General features: G+C 73.3%; 9 protein-coding genes. 1 reads left to right on the plus strand and 8 read right to left on the minus strand.

Going from position 1 to position 14,007, the window contains the following annotated elements; all coding sequences use genetic code 11:
• Positions 1-9 precede the first annotated feature (9 nt).
• From C7C46_RS09235 to C7C46_RS09270, 8 genes are all read right to left on the minus strand, one after another.
• Positions 10-1,227 (minus strand): fatty acid desaturase, encoded by a 1,218-nt coding sequence (locus C7C46_RS09235; RefSeq protein WP_245984315.1) that lies wholly within the window; start codon positions 1,225-1,227, stop codon positions 10-12.
• Between the two features lie 42 nt (positions 1,228-1,269).
• The gene (locus C7C46_RS09240) at positions 1,270-2,790 is read right to left on the minus strand and encodes a pyridoxal phosphate-dependent decarboxylase family protein (RefSeq protein WP_220040583.1); all 1,521 of its coding nucleotides are present in this window, start codon (positions 2,788-2,790) and stop codon (positions 1,270-1,272) included.
• Positions 2,791-2,884: 94 nt separating this feature from the next.
• On the minus strand, positions 2,885-4,183 hold the full coding sequence (locus C7C46_RS34895) for an MFS transporter (RefSeq protein ID WP_181442268.1): 1,299 nt from the start codon (positions 4,181-4,183) through the stop codon (positions 2,885-2,887).
• Entirely contained in the window at positions 4,180-6,801 is a 2,622-nt protein-coding gene (locus C7C46_RS09250; protein ID WP_110667663.1) for an ATP-grasp domain-containing protein, read from the minus strand. The genes C7C46_RS34895 and C7C46_RS09250 overlap by 4 nt, the downstream gene beginning before the upstream one ends.
• Positions 6,802-6,889: 88 nt before the next feature.
• Complete coding sequence (locus C7C46_RS09255) at positions 6,890-8,119, minus strand: ATP-grasp domain-containing protein (RefSeq protein WP_110667665.1); 1,230 nt, start codon at positions 8,117-8,119, stop codon at positions 6,890-6,892.
• Positions 8,116-10,488, minus strand: a complete 2,373-nt coding sequence (gene hypF, locus C7C46_RS09260; RefSeq protein ID WP_110667667.1) for a carbamoyltransferase HypF — start codon at positions 10,486-10,488, stop codon at positions 8,116-8,118. The genes C7C46_RS09255 and hypF overlap by 4 nt, the downstream gene beginning before the upstream one ends.
• Before the next feature lie 91 nt (positions 10,489-10,579).
• Positions 10,580-11,605, minus strand: a complete 1,026-nt coding sequence (gene hypE / locus C7C46_RS09265; RefSeq protein WP_110667669.1) for a hydrogenase expression/formation protein HypE — start codon at positions 11,603-11,605, stop codon at positions 10,580-10,582.
• Positions 11,606-11,784: 179 nt separating this feature from the next.
• The gene (locus C7C46_RS09270; RefSeq protein WP_110667671.1) at positions 11,785-12,375 is read right to left on the minus strand and encodes a cysteine hydrolase family protein; all 591 of its coding nucleotides are present in this window, start codon (positions 12,373-12,375) and stop codon (positions 11,785-11,787) included.
• A gap of 1,157 nt (positions 12,376-13,532) precedes the next feature.
• Here C7C46_RS09270 and C7C46_RS09275 point away from each other — a divergent pair.
• Positions 13,533-13,988, plus strand: a complete 456-nt coding sequence (locus tag C7C46_RS09275) for a GNAT family N-acetyltransferase (protein WP_110667673.1) — start codon at positions 13,533-13,535, stop codon at positions 13,986-13,988.
• Positions 13,989-14,007: the final 19 nt, after the last annotated feature.

Here is a 14,007-nt window from a genome sequence, read left to right on the forward strand (position 1 = left end):
GCGGGGGTGTCAGTCCTCGAAGGCCGAGAACAGCTCGCGGTGGTTGACCGCGGCCAGCCGGTCCGGGTCGTACTCGGCGGGGTCGGCGGCCCGCAGCGAGTCGAAGACCAGGTCGATCGCGGCTACCAGGCCCCAGACGTGGCGGTAGGGCGGCCAGCCCGGGTGGCCGAGCCGGTGGTCGTCCTCGCGGGCGTAGAGGTAGTTGGCCCAGTCGCGGCTCATCGGGGCCCGGTGGTGGAAGTCGTGCACCACGGTGTCGCCGGTGAGCACCAGGTAGCGGGCCGGGAAGTGCACCAGCAGCATCCGGGTCCACCAGCGGGCCCAGGCGAGCAGCCGATGCCCGGCGGGCAGGCCCGGCGGCGGGGCGGCCTCGCCGAGGAAGATCGCGTTGGTCAGGCCCGCGAAGTAGTCCCGCCCGCGCCGCACCGGCGCGTCGGGCGCGGGGAAGGTGTGCTTGACGCACAGTCGGAAGGTGTTGCTCACCTGGTACAGCACGCTCATCGGGACCACCCAGGCGACCAGCACGAAGAGCCACAGGTGCAGCCAGGTCGCCAGCGCCGCGACGGCGGCCAGCGCCACCAGGGTGCCGGCGCGCCAGGCCGGAGCGGCGGCGTGGAAGTAGGAGCGGATCCGGGCCGTCAGGAAGCGGGCGTGGAAGAGCGGTGAGACGGTCCGGCCGAGCATGCGGCGCCACATCTGACGACGGCTCATGCCGGGGCGCAGGCCGAGGCTGACCAGGAACGCCTGCACGGTGGGGTCGCGCAGCGTCATGTGGTGCAGCGCGTGGTGGTCCGCGACGTGCTCGGCGCTGTAGCGGCCGAAGTCCTGGATCATCAGCAGCGCCGCGATGGCCCGGCCGAGCAGCACGTCGTGCCGCTTGTGGCCCCACATGTTGAGGTGGGCGCACTGGTGGTAGACCATCATCCGCAGGTTCCGGGCGCTGTGCAGGGTCATCGCCCAGCCGGCCGGGACCAGCAGCAGCCACCAGCCGCCGGCCGCCAGGGCCAGCGCCCCGGCGGCCAGGCCGGCGGTCATGGACGCCAGGGCGTTGAGCAGGTGCCGGGTCGGGGTGTACGCCGTCCGGTGCCGGCCGTCGAGCGGGCGGCCGGTCAGCAGCGTCAGCGGCCGGTCGAACAGCCGCGGCAGGCGGCCCATCGACGCGCGGACGGGGTCGTCCGCCTGCCGGCCAGCGGCCGGCGCGGACGGGCGGTGCACCTCGGATCTCACCGAATCTCTCTTCCCGGGCGTGGTTGTGCGGTGGGGCGGCGGTCAGACCGCTACGGCCGCGGCCTCCTGCTCCGCGGCGAGCGCGAGCAGGTCGTCGACGAGCCGGTCCAGCTGCTCCGGGGCGGTCTGCGGGTTGAGCAGCATCAGCTTGAGGAAGACCCGGCTGCTGCCGTCGGGCTGCGTGATGTGGGTGCGGGCGAGCAGGGCCCGGCCGTCCTCCATCACCCGGCGGCGCAGCTTGCCGTTGAAGGCGTCGGCGTCCAGGCCGTGGCCGGGCAGGTAGCGGAAGAGCACGGCGGTGAGCGGGGGTTCGGTGCCCAGTTCGAGCCGGGGCTCGGCGGCGATCCGGGCGGCCGCGTGCCGGGCCAGGTCATGGCAGGTGTCGACCATCTGCGCCACCGCGTCGCGGCCCAGGGTGCGCATGGAAACGGCGATCTTCAGCGCGTCGGCCCGCCGGGTGGTCTGCAGCGAGGTGTTCTGCGAGCCGATGTAGCCGGCGCAGGTGTCGTCGTCGGCGCTCAGGCAGGTGGTGGGCTGCAGGCCGAAGGAGTTCATGGTCTCGGCGCGGCGCACCAGCAGGGCCGCGGAGGAGGCCGGGGTCCAGCCGAACTTGTGCAGGTCCATGGTGACCGAGTCGGCCTCGGCCAGGCCGTCCAGCATCGGGCGCAGCCGCGGGGAGAAGAGCGCGCCGGCCCCGTAGGCGGCATCGGCGTGCAGCCACAGGCCGTGCGCACGGGCGATCGCGGCCAGTTCCGGCAGCGGGTCGACGATGCCCAGGTCGGTGGAGCCGGCGACGGCGACCAGCGCGACGGGCACCTCGTGCGCGGGCAGTCCGGCCAGGATCCGCTCGGCCTCCTTCGGGATCATCCGGCCGTGCTCGTCGATCGGGACGGTGCGGATGTTCGCCTCACCGATGCCGAGCAGGCGCACCGCGCGCTCGATCGAGAAGTGCACGCCCTGCGGGGCCAGCACCACGGGCTGCACGCCCAGGTTCAGCAGGCCCTCCTGGAAGGCGAGCCGGCCGGTCTTCGCGGCGAGCACGGTGTCGCGGGCCATGGTCATGGCCATCAGGTTGGAGACGCTGCCGCCGGAGGTGAGGGTGCCGCCCGCCTCGGCGGGGTCGTAGCCGACCAGCTCGGCGAGCTGGGCGATCACCCAGCGGTCCAGCTCCAGCGCGAACGGGCCGCTCTCCCAGGCGTGCAGCGACTGGTTGAGGACGGCGCCGACCAGCTCGGCGGCGGCGGCCACGTCGGTGGGCGGCGGCTGCATCCGGGCCACCGCGGCCGGGTGGGTGATGTCCACCGACCACTGGGCGTAGGGCCGCACCAGCTCGGCCAGCACCTGGGCGGGCTCGCTCGCCCGCTCGGGCAGCAGCGGGGCGGTGAGCGCCGCCTCGGCCGCGGCTCGAGCCGCCGCCGGGCCACCGGGGGCGACCGGGCCGGTGCGGGCGGCGGCGGCCTCCTGCAGGATGTCCAGGGCGGTGTTGACCAGGCTGCGCACGCTCTCCAGGCCCTCGGCGGTGCCGGCGGGCTGGTAGAGCTGACCGGGCGCGGTGCTGCTCACGTGCGGTTCTCCTCGTGGGTGGGGTACGGGTGCCGGCCGCGCGGGGCGGCCGGCAGCGGGGGCTGACGGTCCGGCAGGGCTGACCGGCGGGGCGTCAGGACGGCGTGGGCACGGCGGTGCCGGTCTCGGCGGCATCGCGCTGGTGGGGCAGGTCGGTCGGGAAGTCCCGCAGCCGCACCACCGGCGACAGGGCCACCCAGAGCAGGGCGAACAGGAAGGTCCCCGCGGTGATCCAGAGCGTGGGGCGCAGCCCCAGCGTGTCGCCGAGCCGGCCGCCGATCAGCGCGCCCAGCGGCAGCGGTCCCCAGGCGATGAACCGGCAGCCGGCGTTGACCCGGCCCAGCAGCTGCGGCGGGGTGATCACCTGACGCAGGCTCACCGCGTGGATGGTCGCCATGGTCGAGCCCAGCCCGCACAGGCCGAAGGCGGTGACGTACAGCGCGTAGGAGAGCGCGCCCCGACCCGGGGCGAGCGGGATCAGCAGCGGCGCGCAGCAGCAGAGCAGCAGCTCGGCGAGCACCGCCCGGCCCAGACCGAGGCGCTCCTTGAGCCGCGCGGCGCCGACCGCACCCAGCAGCGAGCCGACCGCGCCCACGCCCAGCACCAGGCCGATGGTGCCCGGCCTCATGCCGAGCCGGGACGCGTACAGCACGAAGACGGTCTGCAGCGACATCCAGCACAGGTTGTAGGTGCCGGCCTGCAGGGCGATCGCCCGGATCGAGGCGTTGCCGAGCACCACCTTCAGGCCCTCGGCGATGCTGCGGACGGTGGAGACGCGCTCGGCGGGCTGCTCCGGGGCCGGCTCGCGGCGCCGGATCGTGCTGAGCGTGCCCACCGAGACCAGGTAGGAGGCGCAGTTGACCAGCAGGGCGAGCGGCGCGGTGAGCCAGCCGATCAGCAGGCCGGCCAGGCCGGGGCCGCCGATCTGCGCGACCGAGTTGCTGACGGAGAGTTTGCTGTTGCCCTCCACCAGCTGCTCGGTGTTGATCAGCGAGGGCAGGTAGGACTGGTAGGAGACGTCGAAGACCACGGTCAGCACGCCGATGGCGAGCGCGGCCAGGTACAGGTACCAGACGGTCAGCGCGCCCATCGCCGCGCACAGCGGGACGGTGCCCACCAGCAGCGCGCGCCCCAGGTTGGCACCGATCATCAGCGGCCTGCGGCGCCGCCGGTCGGCCCAGACCCCGATGAACAGGGTCAGGCCCAGGAACGGCGCGTAGCTGGCGGCGTTCAGCAGGCCGAGCTGGGTGGAGTTGGCGTGCAGCTGGTACACCGCGGCCAGCGGCAGCGCCAGCTGGGTGACCTGGGCGCCGAGCTGCGAGACGCTCTCTCCCGCCCAGAGCCGCAGGAAGTCGCGGTCCTGCCACAGCCCGCCGGGGGAGGGCCGCTTCACGCCGGGCTCCCGGCGGGGTCCTCGACGTGGAAGCAGCAGCCGATCTGCGCACCGTTGGACATGCTGACGATGCCGACCTGCGCGTCCGGGGTGCCGCGTACCAGCATCCCGGCGTAGGCCGAGCCGACCATCAGCACGCCGTAGGCGACGACCATCTGCTCGAAGCCCTGCCCGTCCTCGCGCACGAACCGCTCGGCGACCGGCAGTACCCGCTCCTGCACCACGTAGGGCCCGTCCACCGCGCCGCGCAGGTGGGCCTCCCACTCGGCCTGACCGACCGACCAGCCGGGGACCACACCCACCCCGCCGTACAGCAGGGTCGGCTTGAGGGCGAGGCGGTCCTTGTTGGCCAGGGCGAACGGCAGCAGGTCGATGCGCTCGCCGGCCCGCTCGACCCGCTCCTCGCGCAGGAACCGGGTCCACGGCAGGATCCGGTCCACCAGTTCCTGCTCGCCGGTGCCGAAGGCCGCCCGGTTCCGCTCGTCGCTGAGCATCGCCAGGCTGCCCTTGTTGCCGTACAGCTCGCAGTCCAGGCCGGCGAACAGGAAGGTCTCGCCGCGCTCGACGGCGTCCAGCAGGGGGTCGACCAGGTCGCGGCTGCGCTGCTCGTCGGCCATCTCGCCGGGCAGGAAGATCCGGTAGACCACGTCGACCTTGCGGCCATGGACGTGCGGCACCCCGTCGCGGTACTCGAACTCGCCGAGGTGGCAGACCACGGTGTCGAAGCCGTTCCGCAGCCAGTCCGGGACCACGAAGTCCAGCCAGGGCTTGGTCTTGACGTAGCCGTCCGGCCACTCGGTCAGGGCCAGCACCGGGCGCTCGGGCAGCTCGTAACCGGCCGCGGCGGCCTCGCCGCGCAGCACCTCGGCGATCCGCCCGATCGGGTCGGGGTGCACCAGGCGCTCGGCGGCCGCGAACTCGCGGAACACCTCGTTCTCGCGGACCGTGCGGGCGAACTCGCCCATCTGCCAGCCGCCCAGCGAACTGCCGGTGTTGAGCTCCATCAGCTTGAAGCCGGCCGGCTCGCGGTACATGTCGGCACGCGACATCGCGGGCATCCGCAGGCCGGCGCCGCGCATCACCAGGTCGATCTGGGTGGGCGTCATGCCGACCGCCTTGGCGAAGGCGCGCCGGTCGCCGGCGAAGAGCCGCTCCGGGATCGTGGTGAGCAGCTCGAACAGGCCGTTGAGGTCGGCCTCCAGCCGGCGGCGGTCGGCGGCGTCCAGCAGCACCGGCCGGTTGAGCGACTGACCGCCGCCGGCGCCGTAGCGGATCCAGTCGTTGCGCACCCCGGGGACGGTCATCCGCTCCAGGCCGCGCTCGGCGGCCAGGTAGCGGCGGGTGACCGGGTTCTCCAGCAGCGCGCCGAGCCCGTCCAGCGGGGAGCCGGCCAGCACCGGGCGGATCTCGGCCTCGGCGGCGTCCAGCGCGGCGGTGCAGCCTGACGGATCGTCGGCGACCGCCAGCACGGCGGCGGTGCGCGGGGTGAGCGCCTTGGGGGGCAGCAGCAGCTCGGCGCCCGGCTCGGCCAGCGCGACCACCTCGGCGATGCCGGGCAGCTCGGCGGAGCCGCCCAGGTCGAGCGAGGCCAGCGTGCCGTCGTGCGGCGGGTAGAGGAAACGGATCTCCGCCCAGCGCTGGTCGGGGGCAGGGGCCGCGGGTCGCTCGCCGAAGGCCAGCGCGGCGCCGGCCAGCGGCAGGTCGATCCCGGTGGCGAGCGCGCCGACCCGCGGGATCAGGTCGCCGCCCAGGCGCCCGTTGAGCTCGATCAGCCGCGGCCCGTCCGCGGTGAGCCGCAGCTCCGTGTGGGTGGTGCCCTGCGCGATGCCCAGCGCCCGGTGGGCGGCCTTGACCAGCTCCTCGACCGGGCCTGCCCAGGGCTCCTGGCGCCAGGGGCCGACCAGGTGGCCGACCTCCTCGCAGGCCGGATCGAAGCCCAGGCGCTTGCGGGCGACGAAGACCGGCTCGGCCTCGCCCGCCACCACCAGGCTGTCGATGCTGATCTCGGGGCCGGCCAGGAACTCCTCGACGAGCACGCCGTCGGCCGCGTCCAGCGGTCCCATCACGGTGCCGGCGGCCAACCGGTAGGCGTCGGCGAACCGCTGCGCCTCGCGGACCACGGTGACGCCCAGGCTGCCGGCCAGGCCGCGCGGCTTGAGCACCAGCGGGAAGCCGATCTCGGCAGCCGCCTGCTCGGCCTCGGCCGCGCTGTGCACCAGCCGGTGGCGCACGCCGGGCAGCCCGGCGGCGTCCAGCAGGGTGCGGGTGGTGAACTTGTCCCGGCAGGCCCGCGCGGCGGCGGCCGACATGTGGGGCAGGCCGAGCTGCTCGGCGACCTCGGCGGTGGCGATCAGCGACAGCTCGTCCCAGGTGTAGAGCCCGGTGCGCGGGTGGCCGGCGGCAGCCGACTCGGCGAGCAGTTCCTCGACGGTGGCGCGCAGCGCGACCGGGTCGGTGGTGTCGGCGGTGCGGTAGGACCCGACGTACTCCTGCTCCCAGGTCAGCGGGGCGGCGGAGACGAGCGCGAGGTCGTAGGCGCCGGCCAGCGAGGCCATCGCGTACTCGCGGTAGGTCCGCAGCCTGCTGCCCACCAGTATCAGTCGGTTCCTGTCGCCCATCCGTGCTCTCCGCTTTCGTTTCGTCGTTCATCAGGCCGCGGCGCGTGCCGCCAGGCCGTGCCGGGGCCGGCGGATCCCGCCGGGAGGCCTAGGGGGTGGTCGCCGCGCAGCGCACCCGGACCGCGCCGGCGGTGCGCAGGATCGCGGCCTCCACCTCGTGGCTGGACTCGCCGCGGAACCGGAACCGGCCGGCCACGTGTTCGTAGCCGCCCACCGCGGGGATCGCCGTGCCGGGCGGCGGCAGGTGGCCGGCGTAGGGGCCGAGCCCACCGGCCGGCGCGGCAGCCGCCTCCAGCACCGTGCAGGGCGGCGGGACGGGCAGCGGCAGCAGCAGCCAGCCCGCGGTGCGCCCCGCCGGGATGCGCGGGGCGGTCGGGGTGCGGCCGAGCTGGATGTCCACGGCGGCGGCCATCAGGTCGACGCCGTGCACCTCGCGCCAGACGAACGGGATCTCCGCGCCCCCGACCCGGGCGCCGGCTTCCAGGAAGGTGAGCCGCGGCGCGCCGTTGCCGTCGACGCCGGCGAACGCCTCCAGGTGGAACACCCAGGGCTGCCCGGCACCCAGCGCCGCACCTACCTGGGCGGTGAACTCCTCTACCGCGGAGAGAAGTTCGGGATCGTCGAGCTCGACCGAGCCGAGGAAGACGCCGGCACCGAACTCGCGGCAGCTGTTGACGTAGCGCGAGGCCCGCCACGGACCCAGCCGCTCCCCGGTCCACAGCCCGTCGATGTGCAGCACCGGCTCGGGCACGAAGCTCTCCACCAGGAACGGCTCCTGGCCGAGGCCGGCCGCCGCCGACAGGTCCTCCGGGCCGTGCAGCACGGCGACGCCCCGGCTGGCGGTGCCGCGCCGCGGCTTGACCACCACCGGCCAGCCGTGCGCGGCGGCGAAGGCCCGCACGGCGCCGGCGTCCGGCGCGTCCGCGTAGGCGGGCACCCGCACCCCGCCCGCCTCGGCGGCGACCACCATCGCCAGCTTGTCGCGGAACCGCTCGAGGTCCGCGCCGCGCTGGCCCGGCAGGTCGAGCTCCTCACGCAGCCGGGCGGCGGTGTCCAGGTCGCCCTCGTTCAGCGCCACCAGCCGGCGCACCGGCCCCAGGCGGTCGGCGAGTCCGGCGATCGCCGCGCGGACCTCGGCCAGCCGGTCGGTCGCGGACACCACGGCGACCGCGGCGGCCGCCTCGGGCGCCGAAGCCCGGCTCAGTTCCGTGGTCACGTAACTGACCTGCTGGGCCCGGTGGTCGAGGTAGTCGGCGTAGCGGGCGTACTCGTCGCGCCAGCGGTGCAGCACCACGACGTGCTCACGGACCGCGCTCACCGCTGTCCCTCGCGCAGCCGGGCGTCGGCCACCATGATCTGGCCGAGCGCGATGCCGCCGTCGTTGGTCGGCACCTGCTGCTGGCAGTACGCCGCGAAGCCCGCCCTGCGCAGCTCGACCAGGCAGTTGACCAGCAGGAACTCGTTGAGGAACACCCCGCCGGAGAGCACGACCTGACGGGTCGCCGACTCACTCTCCCGCAGGATCGCCAGGCACTGGGTCACCACCAGGTCGACCACCGCGCCGTGGAACCGCCGACTGAGCTCGGCCGGCGGCAGGTCGGCCGCGAGGTCCGCAGCCAGCGCCCGGACCACCGGGCGCGGGTCGAGCTCGGTCCCGCCCGGCTGCCCGCTCGCCGCGAAACGGTACCGCTCCTCGGGCGCGGCCATCGTCAGGTCGCGGCCCAGCAGGCCCTCCAGCTCGATCGGGCCCTGCGCCTCGTACTCGGCGCGGGTGGTGACCGCGAGCAGCGCGGCGACGCCGTCGAAGAGCCGGCCCATGCTGGAGGCGAGCGGGGAGTTGATGCCGCGCTGCGCCATGGTGGCGAACACGTGGCGCTGCTGCTCGTCCAGCTGGGCCAGCACCGGGAAGGCGGCCACCGCCGCCTGTGCACCGCCCAGGGCGTCCAGGGCCAGCGCGAAGCCGGTGCGGATGGGCTCCTTGACCGCGCGGTCGCCGCCGAGCAGCGGCACCGTGCGCAGGTGCGCCACCCGCCGCACCGCGCGGTAGTCGCCGAGCAAAAACTCCCCGCCCCACGTGGTGCCGTCCTCGCCGTAGCCGGCACCGTCGAAGACCACACCGATGGTGGTGCCCTCCAGCCGGTGCTCGGCCATGCAGGAGGCCATGTGCGCGTGGTGGTGCTGGACCTGGACCACCTCGCCGAACGCGCCGCCCTGCTCCTTGAGCGCGAACCGGGTGGCCCTGAACTGCGGGTGCAGGTCGACCGCGGCGTGCCGGGGCGTCAGGCTGTGCAGCGTGGCGAGGTGACGGACCGTCTCCTTGTGCGACTCGAAGGTCTCGTCGTTCTTGAGGTCGCCGATGTGCTGGCTGAGGTAGACCCGGCTGCCGCCGCTGAGTGCGACGGTGGTCTTCAGCTCCGCGCCGTAGGCGACCAGCGGCGCCAGCTCGCGGCCCACCTCGACCGGGTAGGGCGCGTAGCCGCGGGCCCGACGCAGGAACCCCACCACCGGCTCGGCGAGTTCGGGGTGTTCGGAGTAGCGCACCAGCGAGTCGTCGACCCGCACCTCGATGTCCCGGTCGTTGGACAGGATCAGGTCGGCGACCTCGAAGAGCTGCGCCAGCGCGTCCTCGTTGCGGTGCACGATCGGGTAGCCGGAGAGGTTGCCGCTGGTCATCACCAGCATGTCCAGTCCCTCGTGGTCCACCAGGAGGTGGTGCTGGGGCGCCGAGGGCAGCATCACGCCGAGGTTGGGGTTGCGCGGCGCGATCTCCTCGGGCAGCGCGCCGGCCAGCTTGCGCAGCAGCACGATCGGGCGGGCCGTGGACTCGAGCAACCCGGCCTCGGCCGAGCGGACTTCGGCGATCCGCCGGACCGTCGCCAGGTCCCGGGCCAGCACCGCGAACGGCTTGGAGTCGCGCCGCTTGCGCTTGCGCAGCAGCGCCACCGCCGCGGCGTCCCGGGCATTGACGGCCAGGTGGAAGCCCCCGACGCTCTTGACCGCCACGATCCGGCCGGCCGCGAGCGCCTCGGCAGCCAGCGCGAGCGCCTGCCCGCCCTCGGCCGACTCACCCGAGGGGCCGTTCAGCAGCAGCCGCGGCCCGCACTGCGGGCAGGCGTTGGGCTGCGCGTGGTAGCGCCGGTCCAGCGGGTCGCGGTACTCCGCCTCGCACAGCGCGCACATGGTGAACGCGGCCATGGTGGTGGTCGCCCGGTCGTACGGCAGGGCCCGCACGATGGAGTACCGCGGGCCGCAGTTGGTGCAGTTGATGAAGGGGTAGCGGTACCGCCGGTCGGCCGGGTCGCGCAGTTCGGCCAGGCAGTCGGCGCACACGTGGGCGTCGGCGGGTACCACGGTGACCTTGCGGCCGGTGTGCGCGCTCTCGCGGATCTCGAAGCCGGTCGCCGCCCACTCGCCCGCCCCGCCCTGCCCCGCCTGCGCCTCCCGCTCCACCCGGACCTGGTCGACCCGGGCCTGCGGCGGTGCCTGGGTGCGCAGTTGCGCGGTGAAGCGGTGCACGGCGTCGGCCGGTCCGCACACCTCGGTGAGCACGCCCTCAGGGTCGTTGAGCACCCAGCCCGACAGCTCGTGGGCGAGCGCGAGCTTGTAGACGAAGGGGCGGTAGCCCACGCCCTGCACCACCCCGGTGACCCGGATCAGCCGCCCCAGCGGCGCCTCGCCCTGCTTCATCGTCCGTTGCCGTCCGTCCTCGTCCGTTGCCCGTCCGCGGGCTGTTGCCCCCGGCGGCCCCACCCGCGCCTGCGCGGTCCTGCTCCCTGGCTCAGCAGAGCCGGGGCAGCTCGGCGCCCTGCAACTCGTCCACCACGGCGTCCCGGCCGTCCGCGCCGCGCATCAGCACCAGCGGCTCGGCCGCCTCGGTGACCTCGCCGATCACCACGGCGCCGGTGCCGTAGCGGTGCGCCCGCAGCGCGGCGAGCACCTCCTGTTCGGCCTGCGGGGCGACGAACAGGCACACGCAGCCCTCGTTGGCGGCATGGATCGCGTTGACGCCCAGCATGTCGGTGGCCATCGCGGTCTCGAACTGGATCGGCAGCGCCTCCCGCTCGATCCGGATGGTGTGCCCGCTGGAGGCCGCGTACTCGTGCAGCACGGCCGCCAGGCCGCCGCGGGTGACGTCGCGCACCGAGTGCACCCGGCCCTCGCCGACGGTGGCGAGCAGCTCGTCCAGCATGCCGTTCAGCGGCGCGCAGTCGCTCAGCACGCGCTGCTCGAAGCCCAGGCCCTCGCGGATCGAGAGCAGGTGGACGGTGTGGTTGCCGATGGGGCCGCTGAGGATCACCCGGTCGCCGGGGCGCACGTCGCGCATCCGCATCGGGGTGCGCTCGAAGACGCCCACCCCGGCGGTGTTGAGGTAGATCTGGTCGGCCTCGCCCTTGCGGACCACCTTGGTGTCACCGCAGACGATCTTGACCCCGGCCTCCCTCGCGGTCTCCCGGATCGAGGTCAGCACCTGGACCAGCCGGGCGATCGGCAGCCCGGTCTCCAGGATCATGCCGAGGGTGAGGTAGAGCGGCCGGGCACCGACCACCGCGAGGTCGTTGACGGTGCCGCAGACCGCGATCTTGCCGATGTCGCCGTTGCCGAAGAAAGGCGGGTCCACCACGAACGAGTCGGTGGTCATCGCGATCTGCCCGGAGGAGATGGGCAGCATCGCGCTGTCCTCCATCTCACCGATGTACACGTCGCCGAGCGTTTCGACGATCAGGGAGATCAGCTCGTGGCTGAGCTGCGCCCCGCTGCCGTGGTCGAGCTCGACTACGCCGAGGTCGGTCGCCTGGCTTGTCATCTGATGGTCCTTCAGCTTGATCTGGATCTTGGGAGCGGCAACGGCCGGGCGGGCGCCCCGCGGGCGCAATGGGGAGGCGGCCCGGGGAGGCGTCACGGGGAGGCGGCCCGGCGCCGTGCGGTGTCGAAGACGGTCCACGGCGCCGGAGTTGTCCGCCTCGTGCAGTGGCGCGGGGCGCCTCAGGGGAGGATCTTCACGACCTTGCGCGGCAGCTCGCCCTCGGCGTCGAGGACGTCGAAGATCTCCTTGGAGTCGGCCACGGTGGCGCAGTAGCCGGCGAGCCACTCCAGGGAGCGGTCGCGGTCCGCGGGGTTGCCGGAGACGACGCAGTCCGAGGGCACCCAGACGTTGTAGCCGCGGAAGAACGCGTCGGCGGCGGTGGTCTGCACGCAGATCTGCGTCTGCAGGCCGGTGACCAGCACGGTGTCGACACCGGCGGCCTGCAGGCGGTCGTGCAGCTCGGTCTCGTAGAAGCCGCTGTCCTTGTTCTTCTCGACGGTCTCGTCCCCGTCGGCGAGGAAGTCGGCCAGGATGGCCGCGCCCTGCGAGCCGCGCTGCAGCGGCAGCGTGCCGTCCAAGTCGCGCTCGACGTTGGGGTCGTCGGGCAGGTTCACCAGCTGCAGGTGGTAGATCCCATGGCCGCGGCGGCGCATCTCGTCGAGGAAGGCCGAGAAGCGCGGCTGCGCCTCGGCCATCGCCGCGGTCCGCTCGGGAGTCTTGTGGACGACGTCGGCCTGCAGGTCGTTGGTGAGAACGGCGATCTTGCCCATGGGGTCCTTGGGTTCCTTGCGATGTGGTTGGGAACGCGGTGGCGCACGGCACGCCTCGGTGGCTCCCGGCACGCACGACGGCGTTCGCCTGAGGGCAGGCGGAGGCGGCAGCGCGTGAGGCAGCGCACGGGTGGGGTGACGCGGTGACAAGCGTGGGAGTGCGGGCGAACCGGCGGTGAAGCGGAACGCCGATAACTGAAAGTGACGATTGCTCAGAGTGCGGAAGCGGTGCAGAAGAGAGCCGATGCGCGTCCGGCAGGCTGGCGGAAGCGCCCCCCGACGCGACGCCGCCGACTTTGGCACAGCTGATCAAACGCCGTCAAGATCAACAACCGGTGGATCCTGGCGCGTTCGGCGTCCTGGCGCACCATCAACCATGGGTCGTCCACGGTGATTCAGAGCATCGCATTCCGCTTTCCGCATGCCGGAAAAGGGCAGGTGGTGGCAGTCGGAATGGAATTCCCGGGTACCTGGAACGCTGCCGGGCGCGCTGTCCGGCGCCGCCGGCCGAACTGCTCCGCCGGCGGTACGGCAAATCCGAACGCGGGACGGTTCGGCTGCGGAGCACTGAGTCGGCCCGTGCGGTCGGAACGTACCGGAACGCGAGCATCCGAGTGCCGGGAGAGGCTAGGGTGATAGTCCCAATGATAGCTCTGCGTAACAAAGTTGACGTATGATCAGTGCCCTGTTGTCCGCGAGGGCGGTGGGGAGGCCTCGACCTCCGGGTCGGCGAGCTGCCCGCGCCGCAGTGCGCCGAGCCGCTGCCGCAGCACCCCGCCGACGGGAAGCGGATCCCCATTCCCGGCGGCATTGCCGATGGCCGTCCGGCCGTTCGTCCGAACCGTCAGCGGGTCGCCCTCACGCCCTCACCTGCCCGGTCGGCGGCAATCATTTGTATGCCGATGCAGTTGCACCCCTTGGTCTGCGCGCAGCCGTCACCGGCCCCCCATTCGGCCGCCACAAACTCGTCGGCGCCCGGCCCACCGCACCCGCGGCCGGCGCGGACGGAGACCGTACCGCCGGGCGTACCTGATCAGGGTCGGTGGTGGCCGACAGGGGGCGGGGCAAGGCCTTCGGGGAGGTCGGTGGCTGCATGCCGCCTGAACACGTGATGCAGTATCACCGGCACCGAACGGCCCGACGAAGGACGAGCAAGCATGAAGATCGCGACAGACGACCTCTCCGGACCCGAGATCGCCGGGTTTCTGGACGACCACGTCCAGCAGATGCGGTCCCTCTCGCCGCCGGAGAGCAAGCACGCGCTCGATCTCGATGCCCTCCGTAGGCCCGAGATCACGTTCTGGTCGGTGCGGGACGGTGACACCCTGGTGGGCTGCGGTGCGCTCAAGCAGTTGGACGCAGGCCACGCCGAGCTGAAGTCGATGCGCACGATGCCGACACGCGCGCGGACCGGGATCGCCTCCGTGCTGCTGGAGCACATCATCACCGAGGCCAGGCGGATGGGTTTCACGCGGCTGAGCCTGGAGACCGGCACCGCCGAGTTCTTCCTGCCCGCCAGGAAGCTGTACGAGAAGTTCGGATTCGTCCACTGCGATCCGTTCGCGGACTACCGGCCGGACCCGAACAGCACATTCATGACACGAAGGCTCTGACGGTTACTCGCTGACCACC

Origin of the sequence: Streptomyces tateyamensis (genome assembly GCF_003205575.1) — a bacterium.
Lineage (GTDB): Bacteria > Actinomycetota > Actinomycetes > Streptomycetales > Streptomycetaceae > Kitasatospora > Kitasatospora tateyamensis.

What these genes read in the sequence shown, in the direction of transcription:
- C7C46_RS09250 (WP_110667663.1), bottom strand. Translation starts at nt 6,801, where the DNA reads ATGGGCGACAGGAACCGACTGATACTGGTGGGCAGCAGGCTGCGGACC.
- hypF (WP_110667667.1), bottom strand. Translation starts at nt 10,488, where the DNA reads ATGAAGCAGGGCGAGGCGCCGCTGGGGCGGCTGATCCGGGTCACCGGG.
- hypE (WP_110667669.1), bottom strand. Translation starts at nt 11,605, where the DNA reads ATGACAAGCCAGGCGACCGACCTCGGCGTAGTCGAGCTCGACCACGGC.
- C7C46_RS09270 (WP_110667671.1), bottom strand. Translation starts at nt 12,375, where the DNA reads ATGGGCAAGATCGCCGTTCTCACCAACGACCTGCAGGCCGACGTCGTC.
- C7C46_RS09275 (WP_110667673.1), top strand. Translation starts at nt 13,533, where the DNA reads ATGAAGATCGCGACAGACGACCTCTCCGGACCCGAGATCGCCGGGTTT.